Annotated in this window: 18 protein-coding genes; 5 read left to right on the top strand and 13 right to left on the bottom strand. The window is 68.9% G+C overall.

What is annotated here, in order from left to right:
- Positions 1 to 37 precede the first annotated feature (37 nt).
- From WS46_RS08100 to WS46_RS08080, 5 genes are all read right to left on the bottom strand, one after another.
- Positions 38 to 2,338 (bottom strand): ATP-dependent DNA helicase, encoded by a 2,301-nt coding sequence (locus WS46_RS08100; RefSeq protein WP_059690062.1) that lies wholly within the window; start codon positions 2,336 to 2,338, stop codon positions 38 to 40.
- Positions 2,335 to 4,029: a VRR-NUC domain-containing protein gene (locus WS46_RS08095; RefSeq protein ID WP_059690061.1), complete on the bottom strand. Its 1,695-nt coding sequence runs from the start codon at positions 4,027 to 4,029 to the stop codon at positions 2,335 to 2,337. Before WS46_RS08095 ends, WS46_RS08100 begins: the two co-directional genes overlap by 4 nt.
- Positions 4,030 to 4,129: 100 nt before the next feature.
- The gene (locus tag WS46_RS08090) at positions 4,130 to 5,008 is read right to left on the bottom strand and encodes a MipA/OmpV family protein (protein WP_059690225.1); all 879 of its coding nucleotides are present in this window, start codon (positions 5,006 to 5,008) and stop codon (positions 4,130 to 4,132) included.
- A gap of 206 nt (positions 5,009 to 5,214) precedes the next feature.
- Entirely contained in the window at positions 5,215 to 5,526 is a 312-nt protein-coding gene (locus WS46_RS08085; protein WP_044843100.1) for a hypothetical protein, read from the bottom strand.
- A 300-nt stretch (positions 5,527 to 5,826) separates the two neighbouring features.
- Positions 5,827 to 6,126 carry a hypothetical protein gene (locus tag WS46_RS08080; RefSeq protein WP_059525422.1) on the bottom strand — a complete coding sequence of 100 codons (300 nt, stop codon included), beginning with the start codon at positions 6,124 to 6,126 and terminating at the stop codon, positions 5,827 to 5,829.
- Positions 6,127 to 6,267: 141 nt separating this feature from the next.
- Here WS46_RS08080 and WS46_RS08075 point away from each other — a divergent pair, with 141 nt between their 5' ends.
- The 3 genes from WS46_RS08075 (at position 6,268) to WS46_RS08065 (ending at position 7,858) form a co-directional block, all read left to right on the top strand.
- Positions 6,268 to 6,516 (top strand): hypothetical protein, encoded by a 249-nt coding sequence (locus tag WS46_RS08075; RefSeq protein ID WP_059525420.1) that lies wholly within the window; start codon positions 6,268 to 6,270, stop codon positions 6,514 to 6,516.
- A 340-nt stretch (positions 6,517 to 6,856) separates the two neighbouring features.
- Positions 6,857 to 7,288: a CBS domain-containing protein gene (locus WS46_RS08070; RefSeq protein ID WP_059525418.1), complete on the top strand. Its 432-nt coding sequence runs from the start codon at positions 6,857 to 6,859 to the stop codon at positions 7,286 to 7,288.
- Positions 7,289 to 7,357: 69 nt separating this feature from the next.
- A complete protein-coding gene (locus WS46_RS08065) occupies positions 7,358 to 7,858 on the top strand; it encodes a PRC-barrel domain-containing protein (protein WP_059690060.1) in 501 nt (166 codons plus the stop codon).
- A 7-nt stretch (positions 7,859 to 7,865) separates the two neighbouring features.
- Here WS46_RS08065 and WS46_RS08060 read toward each other — a convergent pair whose 3' ends face one another.
- Both WS46_RS08060 and WS46_RS08055 read right to left on the bottom strand, forming a co-directional pair.
- Complete coding sequence (locus WS46_RS08060; protein ID WP_059690224.1) at positions 7,866 to 8,495, bottom strand: DUF4142 domain-containing protein; 630 nt, start codon at positions 8,493 to 8,495, stop codon at positions 7,866 to 7,868.
- Positions 8,496 to 8,595: 100 nt separating this feature from the next.
- Entirely contained in the window at positions 8,596 to 10,563 is a 1,968-nt protein-coding gene (locus WS46_RS08055) for an ATP-binding protein (protein ID WP_059690059.1), read from the bottom strand.
- Between the two features lie 330 nt (positions 10,564 to 10,893).
- Here WS46_RS08055 and WS46_RS08050 point away from each other — a divergent pair, with 330 nt between their 5' ends.
- Positions 10,894 to 11,931, top strand: coding sequence for a sigma-54-dependent Fis family transcriptional regulator (locus tag WS46_RS08050; RefSeq protein ID WP_059690058.1), 1,038 nt, complete (start codon positions 10,894 to 10,896; stop codon positions 11,929 to 11,931).
- A gap of 54 nt (positions 11,932 to 11,985) precedes the next feature.
- On the opposite strand, the gene WS46_RS08045 is transcribed toward WS46_RS08050, so the two are convergent.
- Entirely contained in the window at positions 11,986 to 13,785 is a 1,800-nt protein-coding gene (locus WS46_RS08045) for a methyl-accepting chemotaxis protein (protein WP_059690057.1), read from the bottom strand.
- A gap of 210 nt (positions 13,786 to 13,995) precedes the next feature.
- On the bottom strand, positions 13,996 to 14,250 hold the full coding sequence (locus tag WS46_RS08040; protein WP_059690056.1) for a DUF3562 domain-containing protein: 255 nt from the start codon (positions 14,248 to 14,250) through the stop codon (positions 13,996 to 13,998).
- A gap of 562 nt (positions 14,251 to 14,812) precedes the next feature.
- Here WS46_RS08040 and WS46_RS08030 point away from each other — a divergent pair.
- Positions 14,813 to 15,223 (top strand): hypothetical protein, encoded by a 411-nt coding sequence (locus WS46_RS08030; RefSeq protein WP_059690054.1) that lies wholly within the window; start codon positions 14,813 to 14,815, stop codon positions 15,221 to 15,223.
- 487 nt (positions 15,224 to 15,710) lie between these two features.
- On the opposite strand, the gene WS46_RS08025 is transcribed toward WS46_RS08030, so the two are convergent.
- The 4 genes from WS46_RS08025 to WS46_RS08010 all read right to left on the bottom strand — a co-directional run bounded on the left by WS46_RS08025 (position 15,711) and on the right by WS46_RS08010 (position 20,420).
- Positions 15,711 to 16,646, bottom strand: a complete 936-nt coding sequence (locus tag WS46_RS08025; protein WP_059690053.1) for a universal stress protein — start codon at positions 16,644 to 16,646, stop codon at positions 15,711 to 15,713.
- Positions 16,647 to 16,898: 252 nt separating this feature from the next.
- Entirely contained in the window at positions 16,899 to 18,281 is a 1,383-nt protein-coding gene (locus WS46_RS08020; protein ID WP_059690052.1) for an amino acid permease, read from the bottom strand.
- A gap of 440 nt (positions 18,282 to 18,721) precedes the next feature.
- The gene (locus tag WS46_RS08015) at positions 18,722 to 19,747 is read right to left on the bottom strand and encodes a DedA family protein/thiosulfate sulfurtransferase GlpE (RefSeq protein ID WP_059525400.1); all 1,026 of its coding nucleotides are present in this window, start codon (positions 19,745 to 19,747) and stop codon (positions 18,722 to 18,724) included.
- 166 nt (positions 19,748 to 19,913) lie between these two features.
- A complete protein-coding gene (locus WS46_RS08010) occupies positions 19,914 to 20,420 on the bottom strand; it encodes a cupin domain-containing protein (RefSeq protein WP_059690051.1) in 507 nt (168 codons plus the stop codon).
- Between the last annotated feature and the right edge of the window lie 246 nt (positions 20,421 to 20,666).

Here is a 20,666-nt window from a genome sequence, read left to right as displayed (position 1 = left end):
ATTCGCGCAAGCGGGCGCACGACGCCCGTCCGGCAGGTCACCCGATCCGCCACCACCTCGGCAACAGATCGCGCACCTCGCGCCGCCGGTAACGATCGTCGATCAGATGCACGACGCCCTCGTCGTGTTCGGTGCGGATGACGCGCCCGGCCGCCTGCACGACCTTCTGCAAGCCCGGGTACAGATACATGTAGTCATATCCGTTGCCGAAACGCGCATCCATCGCGCGCCGCATCTGTTCGTTGACGTCGTTGACCTGCGGCAGCCCGAGCGTCGCGATGAACGCGCCGATCAGCCGCTCGCCGACGAGATCCACGCCCTCCGAGAACGCCCCGCCCAGCACCGCGAAGCCGACCCCACGCCCGCCCGCGTCGAAGCGCGCGAGAAACGCGTCGCGCTCGCTTTCGGCCATGCCGGGCGCCTGGGCCCATACGGGCACGTCCGGGTGGCGCGTCTGCATCAGCGCGACGACGCGCCCGAGATAGTCGAAGCTGCTGAGAAAACCGAGGTAGTTGCCGGGCCGCGTCGCATATTGCGCGGCGATCAGGTCCACGATCGGTTCGAGCGAACGGTCGCGGTCACGCCAGCGCGTCGACACGTGGCTCGCGACGCGCACGGTCAGTTGCTCGGCACGGAACGGCCCGTCGACGTCGAGCCAGCCCGTGTCGGCCGGCAGTCCGAGCGTGTCGCGATAGAAATGAAACGGGCTCAGCGTGCCGGAAAACAGCACGGTTGCGCGCGCGGCTTCGTAGCGCGACGCGAGAAACCCGGCCGGAATCACGTTGCGCACGCACAGCGTCGACTGGATGCGGCGCCGGCGCGCGGCCGGCGCGACGCCGTCGAGCCCGGACTGGCGCGGCAGCGGCTCGCCGTGCAGCGTCGCGTCGAAGATCGACGCGCTGTCGAACGCGTCGGCGAGCACACCGAACTGGATCGCCTCGAAATGAAAGCGCAACAGCGCATCGCCGTTCGCACGCGGCGCATCGGTCAGGTGTTCGCCGATCGCCGCGACGAGATTCTGCACGGCCGTCACGATCGGCCCCGGAATCTCCGGATACGCCGCGTAGCGCTCGGCCTGTGCGCGATTGAGCGTGCCCCACGCGCGCGCGAGCCGGTCGAACGCCTTGCGCAAAGCCGTGGGCGCCGCCTCGCGCGCGGCCGCGAACGCGAACGGGTCGAGCGATGCGCTGTACATCTTGCGGGCGCGATCGAGCAGGTTGTGCGCCTCGTCGACGAGCACGCCGACGCGCCACTGGTTTTGCTGCGCGAGCGTATGCAGCATCGCGCTGCCGTCGTAGTAGTAGTTGTAGTCGCCGATCATCATGTCCGACCAGCGCGCAAGCTCCTGCGCGAGGTAGTACGGACAGACGTCATGCGCGAGGGCCGCCTCGCGCACGGTGTCGCGATCGAGCAGCCCGGCGCCGATCGCCGCGTCGCGCGCCGCCGGCAACCGATCGTAGAAGCCTTGCGCGAGCGGGCACGATTCGCCGTGACACGCGCGATCCGGATGCTCGCACGCCTTGTCGCGCGCGACGAGCTCCAGCACGCGCAGCGGCAGCGCCGGCGTGCCGGCGCCGAGCGTGGTCGCCGCTTCGAGCGCGAGCGCCCGGCCGGGCGTCTTCGCGGTCAGGAAGAACACGTGATCGAGCTCGCCCTCGCCGCACGCCTTCAGCAGCGGGAACACCGTGCCGAGCGTCTTGCCGATGCCGGTCGGCGCCTGCGCCATCAGGCAGCGTTCGTCGCGCGCCGCCCGATAGACGGACACGGCCAGCTCGCGCTGACCGCTGCGGAATTGCCCGTGCGGAAACGTCAGCGCACGCAGCGCCGTATCGCGCGCCGCGCGATGCGCGGTCTCGCGCTCGGCCCAGCCGACGAAGCACGCGCACTGCTCGGCGAAGAACGCGGCGAGCGCGCTTGCGCCGAGCGTCTCCGTCAGCACGGTCTCGCGCTCCGACACGATGTCGAAATACACGAGCGCGACGTCGATTTCCGCGAGGCCGCGCGCGTCGCACATCAGGTGCGCATAGACCTTCGCCTGCGCCCAGTGCAGCGCGCGATGATTGGCCGGCATCGCGTCGAGGCTGCCGCGATAGGTCTTGATCTCCTCGAGCCGGTTCGCGACGGGATCGTAGCCGTCCGCGCGCCCGCGCACGGTGAGCGTGCCCCACGTGCCGGTCAGCGCGATCTCGGTTTCGTAGCGTGCGCCGCGCTTCGACGTGACGGCGCCGTGACCCGCGATGCCTTCGAGCGCGGTCGGCGCGGGCGTGAAGCGCAAGTCGAGATCGCCGCGCCGCGCGGTGAACTCGCACATCGCCCGCACCGCGACGACATAGCTCATACGGACAACCCCGCCGCCTCGTCCTGCCGGACGCCCGCGCCCGCCCATTCGACATCGACGACGCGCACCGGCATGCCGTGCGCGATGCAGTACGCGAGCCAGCGCGTCTGGTTGTCCTGCAGCCGGTCGCCGGGCCCCTTCACCTCGATCAGTTCATAGCGCCGCTCGCCGGGCCAGAAACGGACGAGGTCGGGCAACCCCGAGCGATTGCCGCGGATATCCGCGAGCAGGCGCGTGAACCACAGCCGCAGGTGCTCGGCCGGCAGGCATGCCAGCGCCTCGTCGAGCAGTTCGTCGGTCAGCACGCCCCAGAACACGAACGGCGATTGCAGCCCCGTCTTCGTCGCGTAGTGCCGGCGGATCGTGTCGCGGTACGCACCCGAATCGAGTTGCGCGAAACACGCGGCGAATGCGGCGGTGCGGCGTACCGCGAAATCGGGCGCGTGCAGGTCGGCCGGGCCGCGCTGAAACGGGTGAAAGAACGCGCCGGGCACGGCCGCGAACACGGGCTCCCAGCACAGCAACCCGAACAACGAATTGATCAGCGTGTTCTCGACGTAGTGAACCGGCGCGTCGGGCCGTGCAAGGTGGTCGCGCACCGCGTATTCGACGCTGACGAATGCGTCGGGGCGCGCAAGCACGAGCGTCTCGCGCGGCACGTCCGGCGCGCTGGCCGCGCGTTCGACCCGCTGCCCGAGACGGCGCTGCAGGCGCGGCAGCATCCGCTCGACGCGCTGACGCTCCTCGTCGCTTTCGAAGGCGTTGCGCGCGTCGAGCGCCAGCGCGAGCGCATCGTCGTCGCGTCCGCAGCGTTCGAGCACGCGAATGCGCCGGTGCCGGCTGCCCGGCCACGCGCTGCGCGCATACGCGTCGAGCGCGGCGGTCCAGTCGGCGCGGCGCTCGCAGGTCTGCCCGAGCGCGAACAGCAGCTTCGCGCGGCGCGTCGCGAGCCACGGCTGTACGCAGCCGACCGCGTCGATCGCCTGCAGCAGCGCATCGAACGGCAGGTCGTCGGGCCACGCATCGAGTGCTTCGCGGCAGGTCTGCAGCGCAAGATACGTCTCGATGTCGTCGCGCTGCTGGAACGCGCGCGACGACGGCGCGAACGGCACGCTTTCGTACTGGAACACGCCGAGATCGGCGAGCACGAATTCGCTCCAGTCCTGATGAAGATTGCCGAAGAACATCAACCGCAACCGGTCGCACAGCGCGCCGACCGTCACGCGCAGCACGCGATCGTCGGCCTGCGCGCACCATGCGTCGAGCGGCTGCGCCACGTCATGCGCGGGCCGCAGCCGCTCGAGCCAGTCGGGCTTGCGCTCGCCCGCGTGCGCGGCGAGCGACGGGAACACCTTCAGGAGATCGGCCTTGGTCGACAGCGCGAACAGTTCGTCGAGCGTGAGCGCGGGCGCCGGATCGACCCAGCCGAGCTCGACGAGCGGCGCGGCCGCGTCGAGCGTGCTGCCGATCTCGTCGTACACGAGCTTGCTCGCGCGGAAGTCGGACCCGCTGCGCATCAGCATCCGCACGAGCAACGCGCGCGACGCTTTCGGCAGCTGCGCGAAATCCCGAAGGAACGCGTGTTCGCGCGCATCGAGCAGGTCGTCGTAACGCTCGCCGAGCCAGGCCAGCGCGCGTTCGAAATTGGTCAGGTAGTAAAACGCCGGGGGCGTCGGCGATGCAGGCGTCACGGGGATTGATCACTGTACGTTTGTACAGGTCGGAATCATATCAAATGTGACGAAAAATACCGCATGCCGCGCCGCGCACGGCTGCCCCCGCCGGTCCGGTTCAGAACTGGTAATTCACCGACATGTCGAACACGCCGTTCGTCGACTGCTGCGTGACCGGGCTGCGCCTTGCGCGGCCGACGAGCTGTTCGATCGCGCCGTCCATCGTCACGAACCAGTGCTTGTCGATGAACCAGACCATCGTCACGCCCGCACCGAACGACTTCATCCCCGCGCCCGACGAATAGGTCGGCAGCCCCGAACGGGCGGACGCCCCCGCGTTCACGCCGAACCAGCTGTTCATGTAGCGCGAATCGGCGAACGACACCGTCGGCCCGGCGAACCAGAAGAAGTGTTCGTTGCTGCCCGGCATCGGCATGTACGCGGAGAAATCGCCGACCCAGCCGTTCGAGCCGCCGATGCTGCGCCGGACATCCGCGCGCAGCACGAGCGGAAATTCCTTCGAGATCACGTAATCGGCCGCGAGCTTCATCACCGGCGCCGCGTTGATGTTGTCGAGCCCGTTCAGGTGGTCGAGGTCGTCGGCCGAGCGGCGCCCGAGGTCATAGCCGACCGACAGGCTCACGCGCCAGTTGGGCCCGCGCAGCACGTTCGCGCCGAGCCCCTCGCCCGTCGACAGGAAGAACAGGTCGCGATAGCGCACGTCGACATTCGGGCCGCCCATCACGCGGTAGCGGTCGGAGCCCGCGTAGCGCGGCTGGAGCGTCATCGCCGCGCCGACGCTGACCTGCCACGTCGGGACCGTCGGACTGAACAGTTTCTGCAGCGGAACGCCCGCCGAGTATTGCCATTCGCCGAGCGGCGAAGGCGTCTGCGCCGACGCGTCGCGCGCACCCGCCGCTGCGAGCGCGGCGAAGGCCGACAGGCCGGACACGAACCGGCGAGCGCCGGGCGACAACAACGGGCGGGCAACGGTCATCAAGGCGGTCTCCGTCGGTTGCATGAAACGAACCAGAGGGAAAGCGCGTCGCATCCCGATCGGCTGCAACGGCAGGCAGCCGACGGCGCGAACGTAGCGTGCGCTGAATTGTGAACATCCTACGCGACGCGCGCGTAGCCGCAAAGCGCCCGTTGAGCACGGGCACTTTGCCGGTTTCCGGTACGAACGGGCGCAGGATTGCGGAATCAGAAACGCTCGACGTGATAGTCGCCGGCCAGCGCGGCCGGACTGCGCTTCGCCATCATGCGCGAGAAGCCGTCGGCGAGACGTCCGAGCGCGAGCTGCTTCTGGCTCGCGTCCCAGTGCGTGTAGGTGTCGTAGGCGGTGTCGTCGAACGACACGGTGACGGCGACCGGGCGCCCGCTCGCGCGAAAACCGATATGCAGCACGCCGCCCGGCAGCTCCTCGATGTGATAGCGCAGCGAACGCGACTCGAAATAGCGGCCCAGCACCTGGGCGATCGCGCGCTTGTCGGGCGATTGCACGTGAATGTCCATGATGGTCCTCCTTTCAGTGATCGCGCGGCCGGCCGTGGTTGGCTGCGCCCGCCCGGCATTCGCATCGGCGGCGGCTGCGACGGCGGATCGCCTTGCGGCAGCCCCGGGGGCACGGGCGGATCGAACGGATCGTCGTGCTCGGGCAGCGCCGGGTCGGGATCGACGTCGGGCGTCGGCTCGGGTCGGTGCAGCATGGATCGCATGCTCATGTCACTCCTGCGCGGCGGCTCGCGCGTGTCGATTGGCGCGGCGAGCGCGCGCAACCGATGTGCCTGCCCGGCGGCGCAACCGCGCACGCCGTCATGCGTCGTATGCCGCCATCACCAGCCACAAGGTGCGCCCTTCGGCGGCGAGCCGCACCGCGAGCGCGAACGGATCGGACGGCGCGCATCGCGCGACCAGCGCCCGCTGCGCGCTTTCCGGCCCCGCGTAGACGGTATGGTTCAGCTCGCGGACTTCGTCCTTCCCGTCGAATACGCGCCGCTCGGGCCGATGGATCCGCGATTCACGCTTCCACGTGTCGAACCGTTCGCGCACATCACGGAAATCGCCGCCGCACACGTTCGCGTCGTAACGTATCCTTTTCCTGGGTTCAATCATCACGATGTCCTCTCGTCCACACCGGCGGCGGGCCGCCCGCATCTGCGCCCGTCCGGCCGCCCCGACGACTGCAAGCGTCATGCCGCCCTTGCCGCACGGGCACGGCGCTTGCGGCCGTCGTACCCGTAAGGAGGTTCGATCATGACCGCATCCGCCCCCGGCAGCCGCAGCGCCGTGTCACCGGCTGCCGGCCCGCTCTCTCTGGCCGCGTCGCGCAAGCCGTCCGAAGACAAGACGGAGAAACGCATCGACGAAGGGCTCGAGGAGACATTCCCGGCCAGCGATCCGCCCGCCGTCGGCGGCGCGACCCGCATCGACCCCGGCAAGCCGTCCGGCGAACGCCACCGTCGCGCGCCCGACGCCCCGCCACCGCCCCGCGATCACGGCTGACGGCGGCACCCCGGCCCGCGATGCGCGGCAGCGTGGCGACGGGCCGGCACAACCGGAGTGAACTGATGAAACGCATTGAACGTGCATGGCACGAAGTCAGCGGCGCCGCGGGCGTCGCAGCGCTGGCCGCGATCGAGAGTGCGCTGGTCCTCGCCATCGTCGTGATGACGGGGGTCGGCCACTGAGCGCGTCACGCGGCCCGGCCACGGCTGCCGCCGTGGAAGATGTACAACCCGGCTGGCAAATTTCTCCGTGGCACGGCCGCGCAGGTCCCGCGCCTGTCGATTGAACGCGGCACGCGTCCTGCTTCCGCATCGTCTCCCTCACGAAGGAGGCGTTCATGTATCGCGTCAATGAAATCATGTCGCGCGACGTAGTGTGCGTCGCGCCCACCGACACGATTCGCCATGCAGCCGAATTGATGCAGCGCTTCGACATCGGCGTGCTGCCGGTGTGCGACGGCAGCGGGCTCGTCGCGATCGTGACGGACCGCGACCTCGCGATACGCGCGCTGTCGCACGGGCATCCGCCCGATACCCCCGTGAAAGTGGTCGCATCGGCGCCGGTGCAGTGGTGCGTCGAGGATGACGGCGTCGGCGACGTGCAGCAGCGGATGGCCGACATACAGCTGCACCGGATGCCGGTGCTCGACGCCAACCACCAGATCGTCGGGATGGTGTCGCTCGGCGACATCGCGACGCGCGCGGGCGGCCCGGCACGCGACGAGTTGGCGAATACGCTCGAGGATGTGTCACTGCCGCGCCGCCGCTGAGCGGCCGCTCCCCCAACCGCGCTGCACGCGCGCCGTATGCGCCGCGCCGCTTCGACCAGGAGAAAAGCGATGACAACGGACAGACCGTCGCGCACGCAGGCGCGCATTGTCGGCGACCGCGGCCGTTCGGCCGGCGGGCCGGGGCCGGACGTAATGGCCGCCGGCACGCTGGAAAACGATCGCGTGCTGACGATCGATGGCGACGACATCGGCAAGGTCACGAACATCATGCTCGACATCCGCTCCGGCCGGATCGCGTACGCGGTCGTGTCGTCGGGCGGATTTGCCGGGCTCGGCGACAAGCTGCTCGCGGTGCCGTGGAGCGTGCTGACGCTCGACGTCGAGCGCCGCTGCTTCGTGCTGCCCATGCCGACCGAGCAGGTGCGCGACGCACCGGGCTTCGAGAAGGACCGCTGGCCGACGATGGCCGATCCCGCGTGGGCCGAGGCGCTGCACGCGCATTACGGCGCGTCGCCGTACTGGCTGATCGAGGAAGGCGAAACGGCGCTCGACTCGCCGCCGTACGAGGCGTCGCCGGGCGGCCCCGAGAACGACACGCGGCGGCACTGATCGCGGATCAGTGCGCGGCCGCGATCGAACGCTCGAGCGCGCGCGCGGCGCCCAGATGTGCCTTCAGCGTCGGCAGCGTGTCGGCCGCGAACGCGCGAAGCTGCGGGTCGTGGCCGTTGCGCGCTTCGGCTTCGTAGAGCCTGATCGCCGCCTCGTGCGCGTTCGGTCCCGCCAGCGCGATGTACCCCTTGTCGAATGCGTCGCCATTCATGGTTCGCAGGGCCGTCAGCGCCGGATCGACCAGCATGCGCGTCTGCACGGGCAAGCCTTTTTGCGCGCCGAGCCGGCGCAATTCCGCGGCGACGCGACCGTGATCGTCGATCATCCGGCGCGCGAAGGCCTTCACGTCCGGATTCGACGACCGATCGAGCGCGAGCTGGCTCGCCTGCAGTTCCGTCTTGCCGACGATGCCCGCCTTGTCGACGAATTCCGCGTCGATGCCGTTGGGCCGCCGCGTCATGTCCGCCTCGTCGGCGGTCTCGCCGGGACGGACGACGCCCGGCGCGACACGAACGGACGATGCAGGCGGCGCCTGCGCATGCGCCGGCGTGCATGCCGACCCGCAGAACGCCGCGAGCACGCCCGATACCAGCAAGCAGGCGTTGCCGGCAAACGAGATCCGCACGCTCAACGGCATGCGCCCGGCGCGCGCCGGCTTGCCGCCGGCGTCGTCGCGCCGCGTGTTGTTCGATCGCTTCATCGTGCCTCCCGGTGGGTGTTGCGGAGGCCGCCGTGCGTCAGCGGTGCCGTCCGGCGCCCGCCACGTCGACGATCACGCTGGCCAGCGTCGGCATGTCGACCGGCTTGCACAGATACGCGTCGAAGCCGGCAGCCATCACGCGGTTCCGGTCCGCCGTGCCCGCGTGCGCGGTCACCGCGACGACGGGCAAACGCCCGCTGCCGTTCTGCAAATGGCGGATGTGGTCGAGCAGCCAGAAGCCGTCGCCGTCCGGCATCGCGAGATCGGACAGCACGACGCTCGGGGGCTGCCGCGCCACCACGTCGAGCGCGTCGCGACCCGATTGTGCGGTCGACACCTGGGCGCCGAGCGTTTCGAGCGCCGCCGCGAGACTCGCGCGCGACGTCGCGTCGTCGTCGACCACCAGCACGCGCTGGCCGTCGAGCGCGACCGCCGTCGACGCGCCGCTCGGCCGTAACGGCTGGCCGGTCAGATTGTCCGCGCCCCATTCCACCGGCAGCATGACCGTCACGGTCGTACCGCGCCCGGCGCCTTCGCTCGTGGCCGCAACCTCGCCGCCATGCAGCCGCGCGATGTTGCGCACGATCGACAGGCCGAGCCCGAGGCCGCGCTTCGGCGACGCGGACGCACCTTCCGGCCGGTTGAACGTATCGAACAGATGCGGCAGGCGTTCCGCCGAAATGCCCTGCCCCGAATCGGCGACCGACAGCCGCACGCGCGCGCCGGCCCGGGTCAGCGACACCTTGATGTGGCCGCCCGGCGGCGTGAACTTGATCGCGTTCGACAGCAGGTTCGACAGCACCTGACGGATGCGCTCGCCGTCCGCGTAGATCACGCAGTTGGACATCGCGCACGCAGTCGACAGTTCGAGCCCGTTCGCCTCCGCGGTCGCGCCGAGCTCGCGCACCGCCTCGTTCACGACGCGCACCAGGTCGACGGGCGTGCGTTCGAGCCGCATCCGGCCCGTCGCGAGCGACGACGCGTCGAGCAGGTCGCCGACCATCCGCGACAGCGACCGCGCGCTACGATCGATCGCGTCGATCGCCTGGTGCGCGAAGCTCTGGCCCTCGGCGTTGCGCAGCACCTCGACCCAGCCGTAGATCACATTGAGCGGCGTGCGCAATTCATGCGACACGGTGGCCAGCAGTTCGTCCTTCAACCGGTTCGATTCGTCGGCCTGCACGCGCGCGTCGCGCGCGCCGCGCAGCGAGCGCAGATAGCGCCGCTCGTCGCGGCGCCGTTCGCGCGCCTCGCGCAGCGTCATCGACAGGCCGGTGCAGTTGCCTTGCGCGTCGACGATCGGCGCTGCCGCGAAAGTCGCGCGAAACCGGCCGCCGTCGTGCCGCACGCACAGAACGTCGAGCGGGCCGGCGGGCACACGCGCGTTCGCGAACGAAGCGGGAACGGGATGCAGCCGCAGCCAGCGCGGCGCGATCAGCGTGGTGACGTCGTGTCCGATCACCGCCGCGACCTCCATGCCGAAGAGGCGCCGCGCCGCCGGGTTCCAGCTCGTGATCCGCCGTGCGGCGTCGACGCCGACGATCGCGTCGGGCGATGCTTCGACCACGCGGCGCAGCAGGATGTCGTCGAGTGCACGCGGCGCGGGCGCCGGTTCGCGGCTCGGCGTGCGTGCATCATCTCCTTCGGCATCGTCGGCCCCGCGCAGCCGGTCGCTCGCGAGCAGCGGCTTGACGGCCAGCACGAGCATGCACTCGACGAAGCAGATCGCGACGAAGACGCCGGCCCGCATGAGCAGCGCGGGCAGCGGCATGTCGCGCCACCACAACGCGCCGATCACGACCGCGCTCGCGGCGGTCGCCGCCAGACCGCCGCCGAACGAAGTCAGCCAGGCCGCAGCCGCGACACCGAAGTACAAAGGCAGCGGTGCCAACGGTTCGCGCATGCCGACGACGTGAATCGCCCACGCCTGCAGCGCGGACGCCAGCCCGACGGCCAGCGCGACCCATGCGCCTTGCCGAAACAGCTCGCGGGTAAAAGTTCTCATCGTTTCCCTGCATCGCCTGCGACCGTCGCTCGAAGGCATGCCGCCGAGCGGACCGGGCGAGCCTATGAACGCCGCAATGCGCGTACCCGCCGCATCGCGCCCGGCGACTTCGCGGCAAGGTCAGGTGTGCGTGCCGTCGCGCCGCGTCGCTCAACGGCCTGCCATGCTTGCGGGGAACGCGATGGCCGATATCTTTCAATTTCTCATTCGTCGGCTGTAAAAAAGCACCGGCGGCGGCATCGTGCCCCAGCGATCGCATATTTCTTCCGTCATCGCACCGGGCATTGGAAATTTCTAAATCGCGGCACCTTCCGTGCGGTTTCGCTGTCGATGATAGATATTGCAAAGAAGGGGATGCGCGGTGCCGATTTTCAAAACGGCCCGCTGACGCCTATGGCCGAATCCGCAAACCGTCCGAAGCAACGCGCCGACGCGCGCCGGCTGTCCGGCCGCTCCGCGGCGATGCGCACGCTGCTCGGCCGTATCGAGAAAATCGCTCCGACCCGCGCCAGCGTGATGATTGCCGGCGAAAGCGGGGTCGGCAAGGATATCGTCGCGCGGCGGCTGCACGACCTGAGCGCGCGACGCGACGGGCCGTTCGTCCCCGTCAACTGCGGCGCGATTCCGGCGGACATCGCCGAAGCGCAGTTGTTCGGCCACGAGAAAGGCAGCTTCACCGGCGCGATCGCGCAACGCGAAGGATTCTTCGAAGCCGCGTTCGGCGGCACGCTGCTGCTCGACGAGATCGCGGAGATGCCCGCGTCGCTGCAGGTGAAGCTGCTGCGGGCGCTCGAATCGAACACGATCGTGCGGGTCGGCGGCACCGAGTCGATTCCGCTCGACGTGCGCATCGTGTCGGCGACCCGCCACAATCCCGCCGAAGCCGTGCGCGACGGCCGGCTGCGCGAGGATCTGTTCTATCGTCTCGCCGCGTTCGCGCTGTACGTGCCGCCGCTGCGCCAGCGCAACGGCGACGTCGAGGCGATCGCGCACGAGTTCGTCGATGTGCTCAACGTGCGGCACCACTCGCACAAGCGTCTGACCGACGCGGCGATCGCCGCGCTGCGCGCGTATTCGTGGCCCGGCAACGTGCGCGAATTGCACAACACGATCGAGCGCGCGTACATCCTCGCGGACGACGGCATCGACGTCGCGCTGCCGAAGCCGACGATGATGCCGGACCATACGTCGGACGATGCGATGGCGCTGCCGCTTGGCGCGACGCTGCACCACGCGCAGCAGCGTTTCATCGCGGCGACGCTGCAGCACTTCGACGGCAACAAGCCGCAAGCGGCGAAAGCGCTCGGCATCAGCCTGAAGACGCTCTACAACCGCCTGGCGCTGATGCGCGACGGCGGCAACGGCTGAGCATCGCCGAGGGCGTCGCGCGTGGCGCGCTCGACCTGCATCAACCGATGCAGGTCACGCGACCTTGAACTGCCCGACCGTCGTCGCGAGCGCGTTTGCCTGCGTCTGCAGCGCGGTCGCGGCCGCGGTCGACTGTTCGACGAGCGCCGCGTTCTGCTGCACCATTTCGTCGAGCTGCGTGACCGCGCGGTTCACTTCCTGGATGCCGCGCGTCTGCTCGTTCGCCGCGTGCGTGATCTCGGAGATGATCGTCGTCACGTTGGCGACGTTCGACACGATTTCGCGCATCGTGTCGCCGGCCTGACGCACCTGCCCCGACCCGGCCGACACGCTCGCCACCGTCGACTCGACCAGCACCTTCACCTCGCGTGCGGCCTGCGCGCTGCGTTGCGCGAGACTGCGCACTTCCTGCGCGACGACCGCGAAACCGCGCCCTTGCTCGCCGGCACGCGCGGCTTCCACGGCCGCGTTCAGCGCGAGGATGTTGGTCTGGAACGCGATCCCGTCGATCACGCCGATGATGTCGCCGATCCGGCCCGACGCTTCCTCGATCTTCCCCATCGTCGACACGACGTCCGATACGACCACGCCGCCGTGCGACGCGATCCGCGACGCCGCGGCCGCCCGTTCGTCGGCCTGGCCGGCGGCGGCCGCCGACTGGCCGACCGTCGCCGTGATCTCTTCCATCGATGCGGCCGTTTGCTCGAGGCTCGCCGCCGCCGATTCGGTCCGCGACGACAGGTCCTGGTTGCCCGCGGCGATTTCGTTCGCGGCCGTGCGCACCGATTCGCTCGCATCGCGAATCTGCCGCATCACGTCGTTCAGCTTGTCGACGAAGCTGTTGAACGAGCGCGCGATGTCGGCCACCTCGTCGCGGCCTTCGGCCGGCAGGCGCTGCGTCAGGTCGCCGGTGCCCGAGCCGATCGACGCCATCGCCTGGCGCACCTGCGACAGGCGGCGGAACGCGGTTGCCGTGATCGCGCCGACGATCAGCGACGCGACGCCGACGATCACCACCAGCGTGATCAGCGACGCGGTCAGCAGCGAGCGCATCCCCGCCGTCGCTTCCGATTTGTCGAGCAGGACCAGCGCGTACCAGTCGGTGCCGGGCACGGCCTGCGCGCGCACCAGCTTCGCATCGCCGCCCACCTGCACCTCGACCGGCGCGACGGCCGCGGCCAGCGACGCGGCGCTCACGGCGCCGAGGTCGGGCGACACGTCGGCGACCGGCTTCAGCGTGAGCTTCGCGTCCGGATGCGCGACGACGTGGCCGCTGCTGTCGATCAACATCCCGAAGCTCGCGGGCGTCGGGCGGATCGACTTCACGTTCGCGATCACGCTGTCCATCGCGACGTCGGCCGCGACGACGCCCTTCAGCGCGCCGTCGCGCAGGATCGGCACCGCGAACGTGACGACCAGGTTGCCGGTGCCGGCATCGACGTACGGCGGCGTGACGACCGGCTTGCCGGCCTGTGCGGCCTGCTTGTACCACGGGCGGCCGGTCGGGTCGTAGTCGGGCGGGATGCCGGTCGGGTCGGAGAAACGGAACACCTTGTCCGCGTAGCCCGCGTAGACGTTCGTGAAGCCGCCGGCCGCGGCCATCTGCTTGAACACCGGCAGCGGATCGGGCGACAGCGCGGCGTCCTGCAGCGACGCGATCATCCGGCTCCGGGTCGCGACCCAGTCGCCGATGCCGACCACGTGGCCGCTGGCGACGGATTTCAGGTTGCGGTCGATCGCATCGTCGTTGTACGCATGCGCGATGAAGTAATTGATCAGCGTGGTGGCGACGAGCGCGAATACGACGATGGCGACGCACGCTGCAAGAATGCGGGTGCGGATGGACGAGAACATGGCAACGACTCGGTAAGGGAGCGCGAACGCCCGGTGGACGGATTCACCGGGTAAACGGCATTCGCGCCGCTTACTTGAGCCTGTTGTGTCGATTCGATGAAACGTATGACGAAAAACGCCGACGGCCGCAGGGGCGTTGTCCGCAAGCTAGCGCGCGGCGGTTGCCTATGCGGCATGCAGGCGCGTCAGCGTCGGTGGCGCCGGCGTCGTTCACAGACGGCGACTGGTATTCGTATCCGGCTCCCGGTTCGGCGTACTGGCTGGCGTGTCGCGCTCGAGGTCGTCCTGTCTGCGCATGCGTTCGCGCAAGTGGCGGATCGCGAACACGTGAATGTAGTCGTGCACGCGCGCATCGGACGACAACGCACGCACTTCGTCGTCGAGCATCGTGCGCAACTGGTCGTCGCCGATCGCGCGCGCTTCGGCGACGGCCTTCAAAGCATCAAGCAGATTGTCCTGTGACATCGACGGGCTCCTGACGGTCGAGGAACGAAAGGAAAAGACGACTTACCGGAAGATTAGATTAGAGACTGGATCGCCGCCCGGCGTACGATGCGCCGAAGCGTGTTTGCGCGCGATCAACGGCACGTTGCGTGCCGCCGCGCCGATCCGTCGCTGGATCGGCCCGCGCGCAGGATTCGCGGCGCGCGTGGCCCGCGAACGACTGGAAGGATTGTCCACGCCTCCCCGAGGCGCGGCATCGCCGATCGCGCGGACGACGAACCGTCGCGCGACGGCGATGCACTCGGAAACTTAGACCGTCCGAAATCCTGCGTCAAGCGACGCTCGCCGGCGGCGATTCGTCTGTTCGAATGCACCGGATCGGAGCGCCGCACATCGCGTGCCGGCCGTTCTTGTCAGCGGATTCCGATACCTCGCACGCAATGTCTGACAGCGACTTCAGCGCGCGCCGATTGGCAGCGCGGCCTGCGCGGCGGATACTGACGTTATGAACGAAGCGTTCATACCCGGTCATCGCTCAGCCGGCCATCGAGCCGGCACGCGGGGTCGGGCGCAGGAGACCATCATGGCCCATCGCAACTTCCCGGTGCGGGACGGACAGCGGCGCACGCGCATGCTGTCCGCGCATTCCGTTCCGGTCGCAATCCGCCCGCCCGACGATCTCGACGCGTTACTCGCGCTCGCGCGCGAATCGGGCTTGCTCGTCACGCTCGACGGGCAGATCGGCCGCGAGAAATACCAGAGCGTCATGGGATCGGTGCTCGCGCTGCAGCGTTTCGCCGCCGCCCTTTGCGCGCGGGCCCGTGCCGACGCACCGGTCGTCGTCAGGCCGCGCCGCAAGGCACGCCCCGGCTGGCCACGGCTGCGCAATCGCACGCCGGGCGGACGAGGACGGCTGCATGGCGCGCGTCGGCGCGCACGCGGATGCCGCGGCGGCCGCAGTCGGCACGACCTGCGAGCGCCTCGCATCGCGTAAAAGCCGAACGCAGCCGACGCGGCACGAGGCCGCGCGATGGTTGCGAAGGCTGCCACGCCAATCGGCGGCGACCGCTTCACGTCGACTGCGCGACGGCGCATCGCATGCCGCCACACGCCGTTCCGCACGACGACATCGACCCAAAAATACCTGCGAGGAAAAGTAGTCTGCACGGGGCCAGGAAGCGGACGGGGTGAAAATCACCCCGTCCGTCATTCCAAGGCAGCCGTCGGCTGCCTACCCTCGCGCCAGAGAGTTCGTGATCGGCTGATGCGCCACGCGCTGCGTGGCACGGCGCCGGAAATCGGTTGAAATGCGAGCGACCGCGTCGGATATGCGCCCGTTCGCGCGGTTCTGGACCCGACGTATCGAATCGTCGCGCCCCAAAACAGGACGACGGACGTTCTGTCACTATCTCATGCGAGGCGCACGGCGATTCTGATGCAGGTCAATGAAAGGCCGCTTCGCCACGGTCGCGTCGAGACGTTCACTCCGCGCCGCGCACGAGCAGCACCGGCACCTGCGCGAGATGCGAGATCCGGCGCGCCACGCTGCCGATCAGCCAGGCGGCGATGCCGCGCCGGCCATGCGTGCCGACCACCAGCAGTTCCGCATGCCAGTGCACCGCGTCGCGCATCAATGCATGGGCGACGTCGTCGCTGGTCGGACGGGTTTCGACGATGCCGCGCTTGGTCGGATTCCCCATTGCATGGAACAGCGGGCCGACCCGCGCCAGCGCATCCTCGCCCTCCGCGCGATACGCATCCTCGAGCGCGCGCACCGGCACGAGATCCGTCAGACGAACCGCCCGATCGACGACATAGGCCGCGTACAGCAGCGTCGTCGGCGCCGCGAAGCCGAGCCCGACGCGCACCGCATGCAGCGACGGCTCGCTGCCGTCCACGGCGAACATCAGGCGCTGCAGCGGTCCCTCCGACGGCCGCGTGTAGTCGGCGGGCACGATCAGCAGCGCGCAGCGTGCGCGCGAGGCCAGCGTGTCGGACACCGCGCCCTCGACGAGCCGCAACAGCCCATGGTGCGGATTGGCGCCGACCACGAGCACGTCGGCGCGCGACGCCAACGTGTCGTTCGCGAGTGCATCGGCCACCGTGCCGCCCGTGACCGACGTATCGATGATCACCTGCTCGATCTCCGCGCCGCTCCCGGCGAACAGCGCCGCGATGCGCTCGAGCGTCGCCTGCGCCTCGCGCGTCATCTCCTCGCGCGCCGAGGTCAGCAGCGCGTCGACGCGCGGAATGTCGGGCAGCACGAGACGTGGATTGTCGATCGCGCAGACGATGCGCACCTGCATGCCGGGACGCAGCAGCGTGCGCATGTAGCGCGCGGCGGCCAGCGATTCCGGCGTCAGGTCGACGGCCAGCGAAATTCGGGCGAGCGGCGGGATGGTCGGGCTGGATGGCATGGCGAAGATCTCCTGGCGGACGCGTCGTCGCGGACGACGACCGGAGCTTCGCGCGGGCGGCGGCGCGCGGCGGACGAACGGCCGACGCGGTCGCAGGGATCGGCGGACGGCCACGCGAAGCGCGGACAAGCGATTCAGACAGCATATGTCGTCCGGCCCGCACGTGCATGATCGTAATCAATGCCCGTGCGGGCCGCGATGCGCGGCGCGCACACGCGTGGCGCGCCGAGCGGCGACTTTTGCCCTGCCCGCTTACGACTTCGTCGACGCGGGCGCGCCCGCGCGGTTCGCGTAGAACACCGCGTATGCGATGCCGAGCAGCACGATCCACGCCGGGCCGATCACGAGCGCGACACGCGTGTCCGGCGTGAATGCCATCAGCACGACGACCAGCGCGAGAAACCCGAGCGCGACGAACGAGCCGAGCGGATAAAACGGCACGCGGATCGGCAGGCGCGCGATCCTGTCGGCCGACAGCGTGCGGCGAAAACGCATCTGCGCGATCAGGATCACGCACCACGTCCAGATCGCGCCGAACGTCGACACCGACGTCAGCCACGTGAACACCTGCTGCGGCGCCAGATAGTTGAGCAGCACGCCGATCAGCAGCAGCGCGACCGACACGGCGACGCCGTACACCGGCACGCCGTTGCGGTTCACGCGACCGAGGCTGGCCGGCGCCTGGCCCTGCTGCGCGAGGTTGTAGAGCATCCGCGCGGTGCTGAACAGGCCGCTGTTGCACGACGACAGCGCTGCGGTCAGCACGACGAAGTTGATGATGCCGGCGGCGGCCGGGATCCCGAGCCGCGAGAACGTCATCACGAACGGGCTGCCCTGCGTGCCGATCTGGTCCCACGGATAGAGCGACATGATCACGAACAGTGCGCCGATGTAGAAGATCAGCACGCGCCAGAATACCGAGTTCACCGCCTTCGTCAGCGACTTCTCCGGATTGCGCGCCTCGCCGGCCGTGAGGCCGAGCATCTCGACGCCGAGATACGCGAACATCACGATCGGCAGCGCGCCGATGACGCCGTCGATGCCGTTCGGCATGAAGCCGCCGTGGGCCCACAGATTCGAGATGCCCGTCGCGACGCCGCCGTTACCGATGCCGAATGCGATCATGAGGCCGCCGCCGACGATCATCAGCACGATCGTGACGATCTTGATCAGCGCGAACCAGAATTCGAATTCGCCGTACAGCTTGACCGCGATGAAGTTCACCGCGCCCATCGCCGTGAGCGCCGCGAGCGCCCAGATCCAGTTCGGCACGCCCGGGAACCACATGTGCATGTAGACGCCGACCGCGGTGATCTCCGCCATGCAGGTGACGATCCACACGAACCAGTAGGTCCAGCCGGTCAGGTAGCCCGCGAGCGGGCCGAGGTAGTCGCGCGCATAGCGGCTGAACGCGCCGGCGACCGGATTGGAGATCGCCATTTCGCCGAGCGCGCGCATGATCAGGAAAATGGCGATGCCGCCCAGCAGGTAGGTCAGCAGGATGGCCGGGCCGGCCGTGCGGATCGCGGTGGCCGAGCCGAGGAACAGGCCGACGCCGATCGTCGCGCCGAGCGCCATCAGGTTGATGTGTCGCTCCTCCAGCCCGCGGTGCAGCTGGTCTTCTGGTTGTTTCAAGTCCGTCTCCTGGCAGCCGCGAACGGGCCGCCGTCATTGTGGATGTCAATGCGCGGCCGTTCATGCCGATACCGGCAAACCGAAAACGAAAAATCCCGCCATCGTTTTCCGGATGAAAAACGTTGCGGATACTGCGCCACTCCGATTGGAATCGCCGCTGATTATCGGCATTTTCCGGAACAATCCGGAAAACGGATCGGGCCTTTCACGGAATACGCCCGTCTAGCCCGTGCGACGCGTCTGTGCGCGTGACGGGCAGCAACGGGATCAATCGCTTTCGGTGCGAACGAACGCGCGTCGAATGTGCGCAATCAAGCACACGCAATATGCAGGCGGGATTATAAGAATAATCGGTGGTTTCTAGCCAGCCGATTTTAGCGGGAATGCGAAGCGTGAAAGCGGAGGTGAAATCGGGATGTGCGCGGAATCCCGCGCACGATTTATTTCGACAACGTCGCCCGCACCGTATATTCGCCTGCGAGCGCCGCATGTTCCGGCCGCACGAAATACCGCGATGAATCGAGATCGGCCGGCAGCGGCTCGACCGGATAGCCGTGCTTTTCCCACGCATCGAGGCCGCCCTTCAGCGCGCGGATGTTGTGGATCATCTTCTTGCGCTGCATCTTCGCGATCAGACGCTTCGCGGTCGCCTCGTTCGGGCACACGCAATACACGACGATCGGCCGCTTCAGCAGCTCAGGATCCAGCAGGTCCGGCGAATCGAGATCGACCGGCACCGCACCGGCGATCCGGTACGGCTCGCGTTCGCGAATCGCGCGCGGTCGCGCATCGAAGATCAGCGGCGGCTCGCTCGACGTCATCATTTCGACGAGCTGCGGCGGGGAGATGCGCACCTGCGCGAGGTAGCGGCGGAACTGCACGCGGCGCACCCAGCGGTACAGCAGGAACGTGATGAAGATCGCGAGGAACGCATCGAGGATCGTGCCGCCGCTCGCGCGCACCCACAGCACGAACTGCACGATCTGGTCATGCACGGCCGCGCCGCCGACGAGCCAGAACGCAGCCCATAGCGACGCGCCGGCCAGATCCCAGAACAGGAACACGCCGATGCCGATCGCGGTCGTGCCGAGCAGCGGCGCCGACACGAGGCCGAGGCCCGGCAGGAATTTGGAAAGGACGAGCAGCGGCGCGCCGTATCTTTCGAATACGTTACGCGCGAAGCGCAGCGTCGTGTCGAGCGACAGCGAGAATCGCACGAGCCCGTTCAGCAAGCGCCGGCCGCGCGTGCGGCCCATGAAGAACCACAGCGAATCGGCAAGCATCGTCGCACCGATCGCCGCCGCGAACATGCTCGTCCAGGACGCCTGCCCCATCGCCGCCATCGTACCGCCGAGAATCAGCATCGGCACGGCCGGCACCGGCACGCCGAGCTGCGTGATCAGTACGCTCGCGAACACGGCCCACGGGCCGAGCGACGAGGGAATCGCAATGGGAAAGTGCCACACGGCGGCGCTCCTGGAAGACATGCTGACCGTGCGACGGAGGCGGCCGTCGATACGGCTGGCAGCGATCGCCGCGGCACGTCCGCGGCCGATCCCGCACCATCGTGCATTCTAAACGGGTTTGGCCGGGACCGCGCGCAACGGCTACCGTTGGAGGCGGCCGCCGCGCTCACGCGTCGGGGCGCTGCGCGAGCGCCGCGACGTATTCCGCGTACTCGGGGAACGCGGCGGCCAGCGCCGTCGCGTCCGCAAGCTCGAATTCAGCGAACTCGAACCCCGGCGCGACCGTGCAGCCGACGAGCGCGACATGCTCCGGCGACGCGCAGCGCGCACCGAACCAGCGCCCGGCCGGCACGACCGCCTGAAATACGGTGCCGGGGTGCGTGAGCGGGTTGCCGAGCCGGTGGATCGTCAGGCCGTCGTGCTCGTCGAGCACCCACACTTCGAGCGGATCGCCCGCGTAGAAATGCCAGACCTCGTCGGAACGGATCCGGTGCCACGACGAATACGCGCCTTCGCACAACAGGTAGTAGATCGCGGTCGACGCCGCGCGCGGCGCGCCGTCGGCCGGACGCACGACCGTGTCGGCCGCGCGGTAGGTTTCGCGGAAATAGCCGCCCTCGGGGTGCGGTTGCAGATCGAACTGGTGAATCAGGTCGGCGGCGGAGATCGGCATGGCGGATGACGTCGGTGAAGGAATGAACCGGGCACGCGGCACACGGCCCGGCCGTTCGGGAATCCCGTCGGCCGACGTCGCGTGCCGCTGCGTCGATCGCCGCGACCATGCACGCGGCGACTGGATCGCGCGCGAAACGCGGCGCGCGACGATGAAGCGAACACCGGCCGATGCTGCCAGAAGTGCGGGCCGCGATGCAACCCGCGCCACGCGGTCACACCGTAGCGATGTCGCGACGCCAGATAT

The sequence above is a fragment of the Burkholderia sp. RF4-BP95 genome, from assembly GCF_001521985.1.
GTDB lineage: Bacteria > Pseudomonadota > Gammaproteobacteria > Burkholderiales > Burkholderiaceae > Burkholderia > Burkholderia diffusa.
This window is presented reverse-complemented; position numbering and strand designations above follow the sequence as displayed.

What these genes read in the sequence shown, in the direction of transcription:
- WS46_RS08070 (WP_059525418.1), top strand. Translation starts at nt 6,857, where the DNA reads ATGTATCGCGTCAATGAAATCATGTCGCGCGACGTAGTGTGCGTCGCG.
- WS46_RS08060 (WP_059690224.1), bottom strand. Translation starts at nt 8,495, where the DNA reads ATGCCGTTGAGCGTGCGGATCTCGTTTGCCGGCAACGCCTGCTTGCTG.
- WS46_RS08055 (WP_059690059.1), bottom strand. Translation starts at nt 10,563, where the DNA reads ATGAGAACTTTTACCCGCGAGCTGTTTCGGCAAGGCGCATGGGTCGCG.
- WS46_RS08075 (WP_059525420.1), top strand. Translation starts at nt 6,268, where the DNA reads ATGACCGCATCCGCCCCCGGCAGCCGCAGCGCCGTGTCACCGGCTGCC.
- WS46_RS08065 (WP_059690060.1), top strand. Translation starts at nt 7,358, where the DNA reads ATGACAACGGACAGACCGTCGCGCACGCAGGCGCGCATTGTCGGCGAC.
- WS46_RS08085 (WP_044843100.1), bottom strand. Translation starts at nt 5,526, where the DNA reads ATGGACATTCACGTGCAATCGCCCGACAAGCGCGCGATCGCCCAGGTG.
- WS46_RS08045 (WP_059690057.1), bottom strand. Translation starts at nt 13,785, where the DNA reads ATGTTCTCGTCCATCCGCACCCGCATTCTTGCAGCGTGCGTCGCCATC.
- WS46_RS08080 (WP_059525422.1), bottom strand. Translation starts at nt 6,126, where the DNA reads ATGATTGAACCCAGGAAAAGGATACGTTACGACGCGAACGTGTGCGGC.
- WS46_RS08010 (WP_059690051.1), bottom strand. Translation starts at nt 20,420, where the DNA reads ATGCCGATCTCCGCCGCCGACCTGATTCACCAGTTCGATCTGCAACCG.
- WS46_RS08030 (WP_059690054.1), top strand. Translation starts at nt 14,813, where the DNA reads ATGGCCCATCGCAACTTCCCGGTGCGGGACGGACAGCGGCGCACGCGC.
- WS46_RS08050 (WP_059690058.1), top strand. Translation starts at nt 10,894, where the DNA reads ATGATAGATATTGCAAAGAAGGGGATGCGCGGTGCCGATTTTCAAAAC.
- WS46_RS08100 (WP_059690062.1), bottom strand. Translation starts at nt 2,338, where the DNA reads ATGAGCTATGTCGTCGCGGTGCGGGCGATGTGCGAGTTCACCGCGCGG.
- WS46_RS08025 (WP_059690053.1), bottom strand. Translation starts at nt 16,646, where the DNA reads ATGCCATCCAGCCCGACCATCCCGCCGCTCGCCCGAATTTCGCTGGCC.
- WS46_RS08090 (WP_059690225.1), bottom strand. Translation starts at nt 5,008, where the DNA reads ATGACCGTTGCCCGCCCGTTGTTGTCGCCCGGCGCTCGCCGGTTCGTG.
- WS46_RS08040 (WP_059690056.1), bottom strand. Translation starts at nt 14,250, where the DNA reads ATGTCACAGGACAATCTGCTTGATGCTTTGAAGGCCGTCGCCGAAGCG.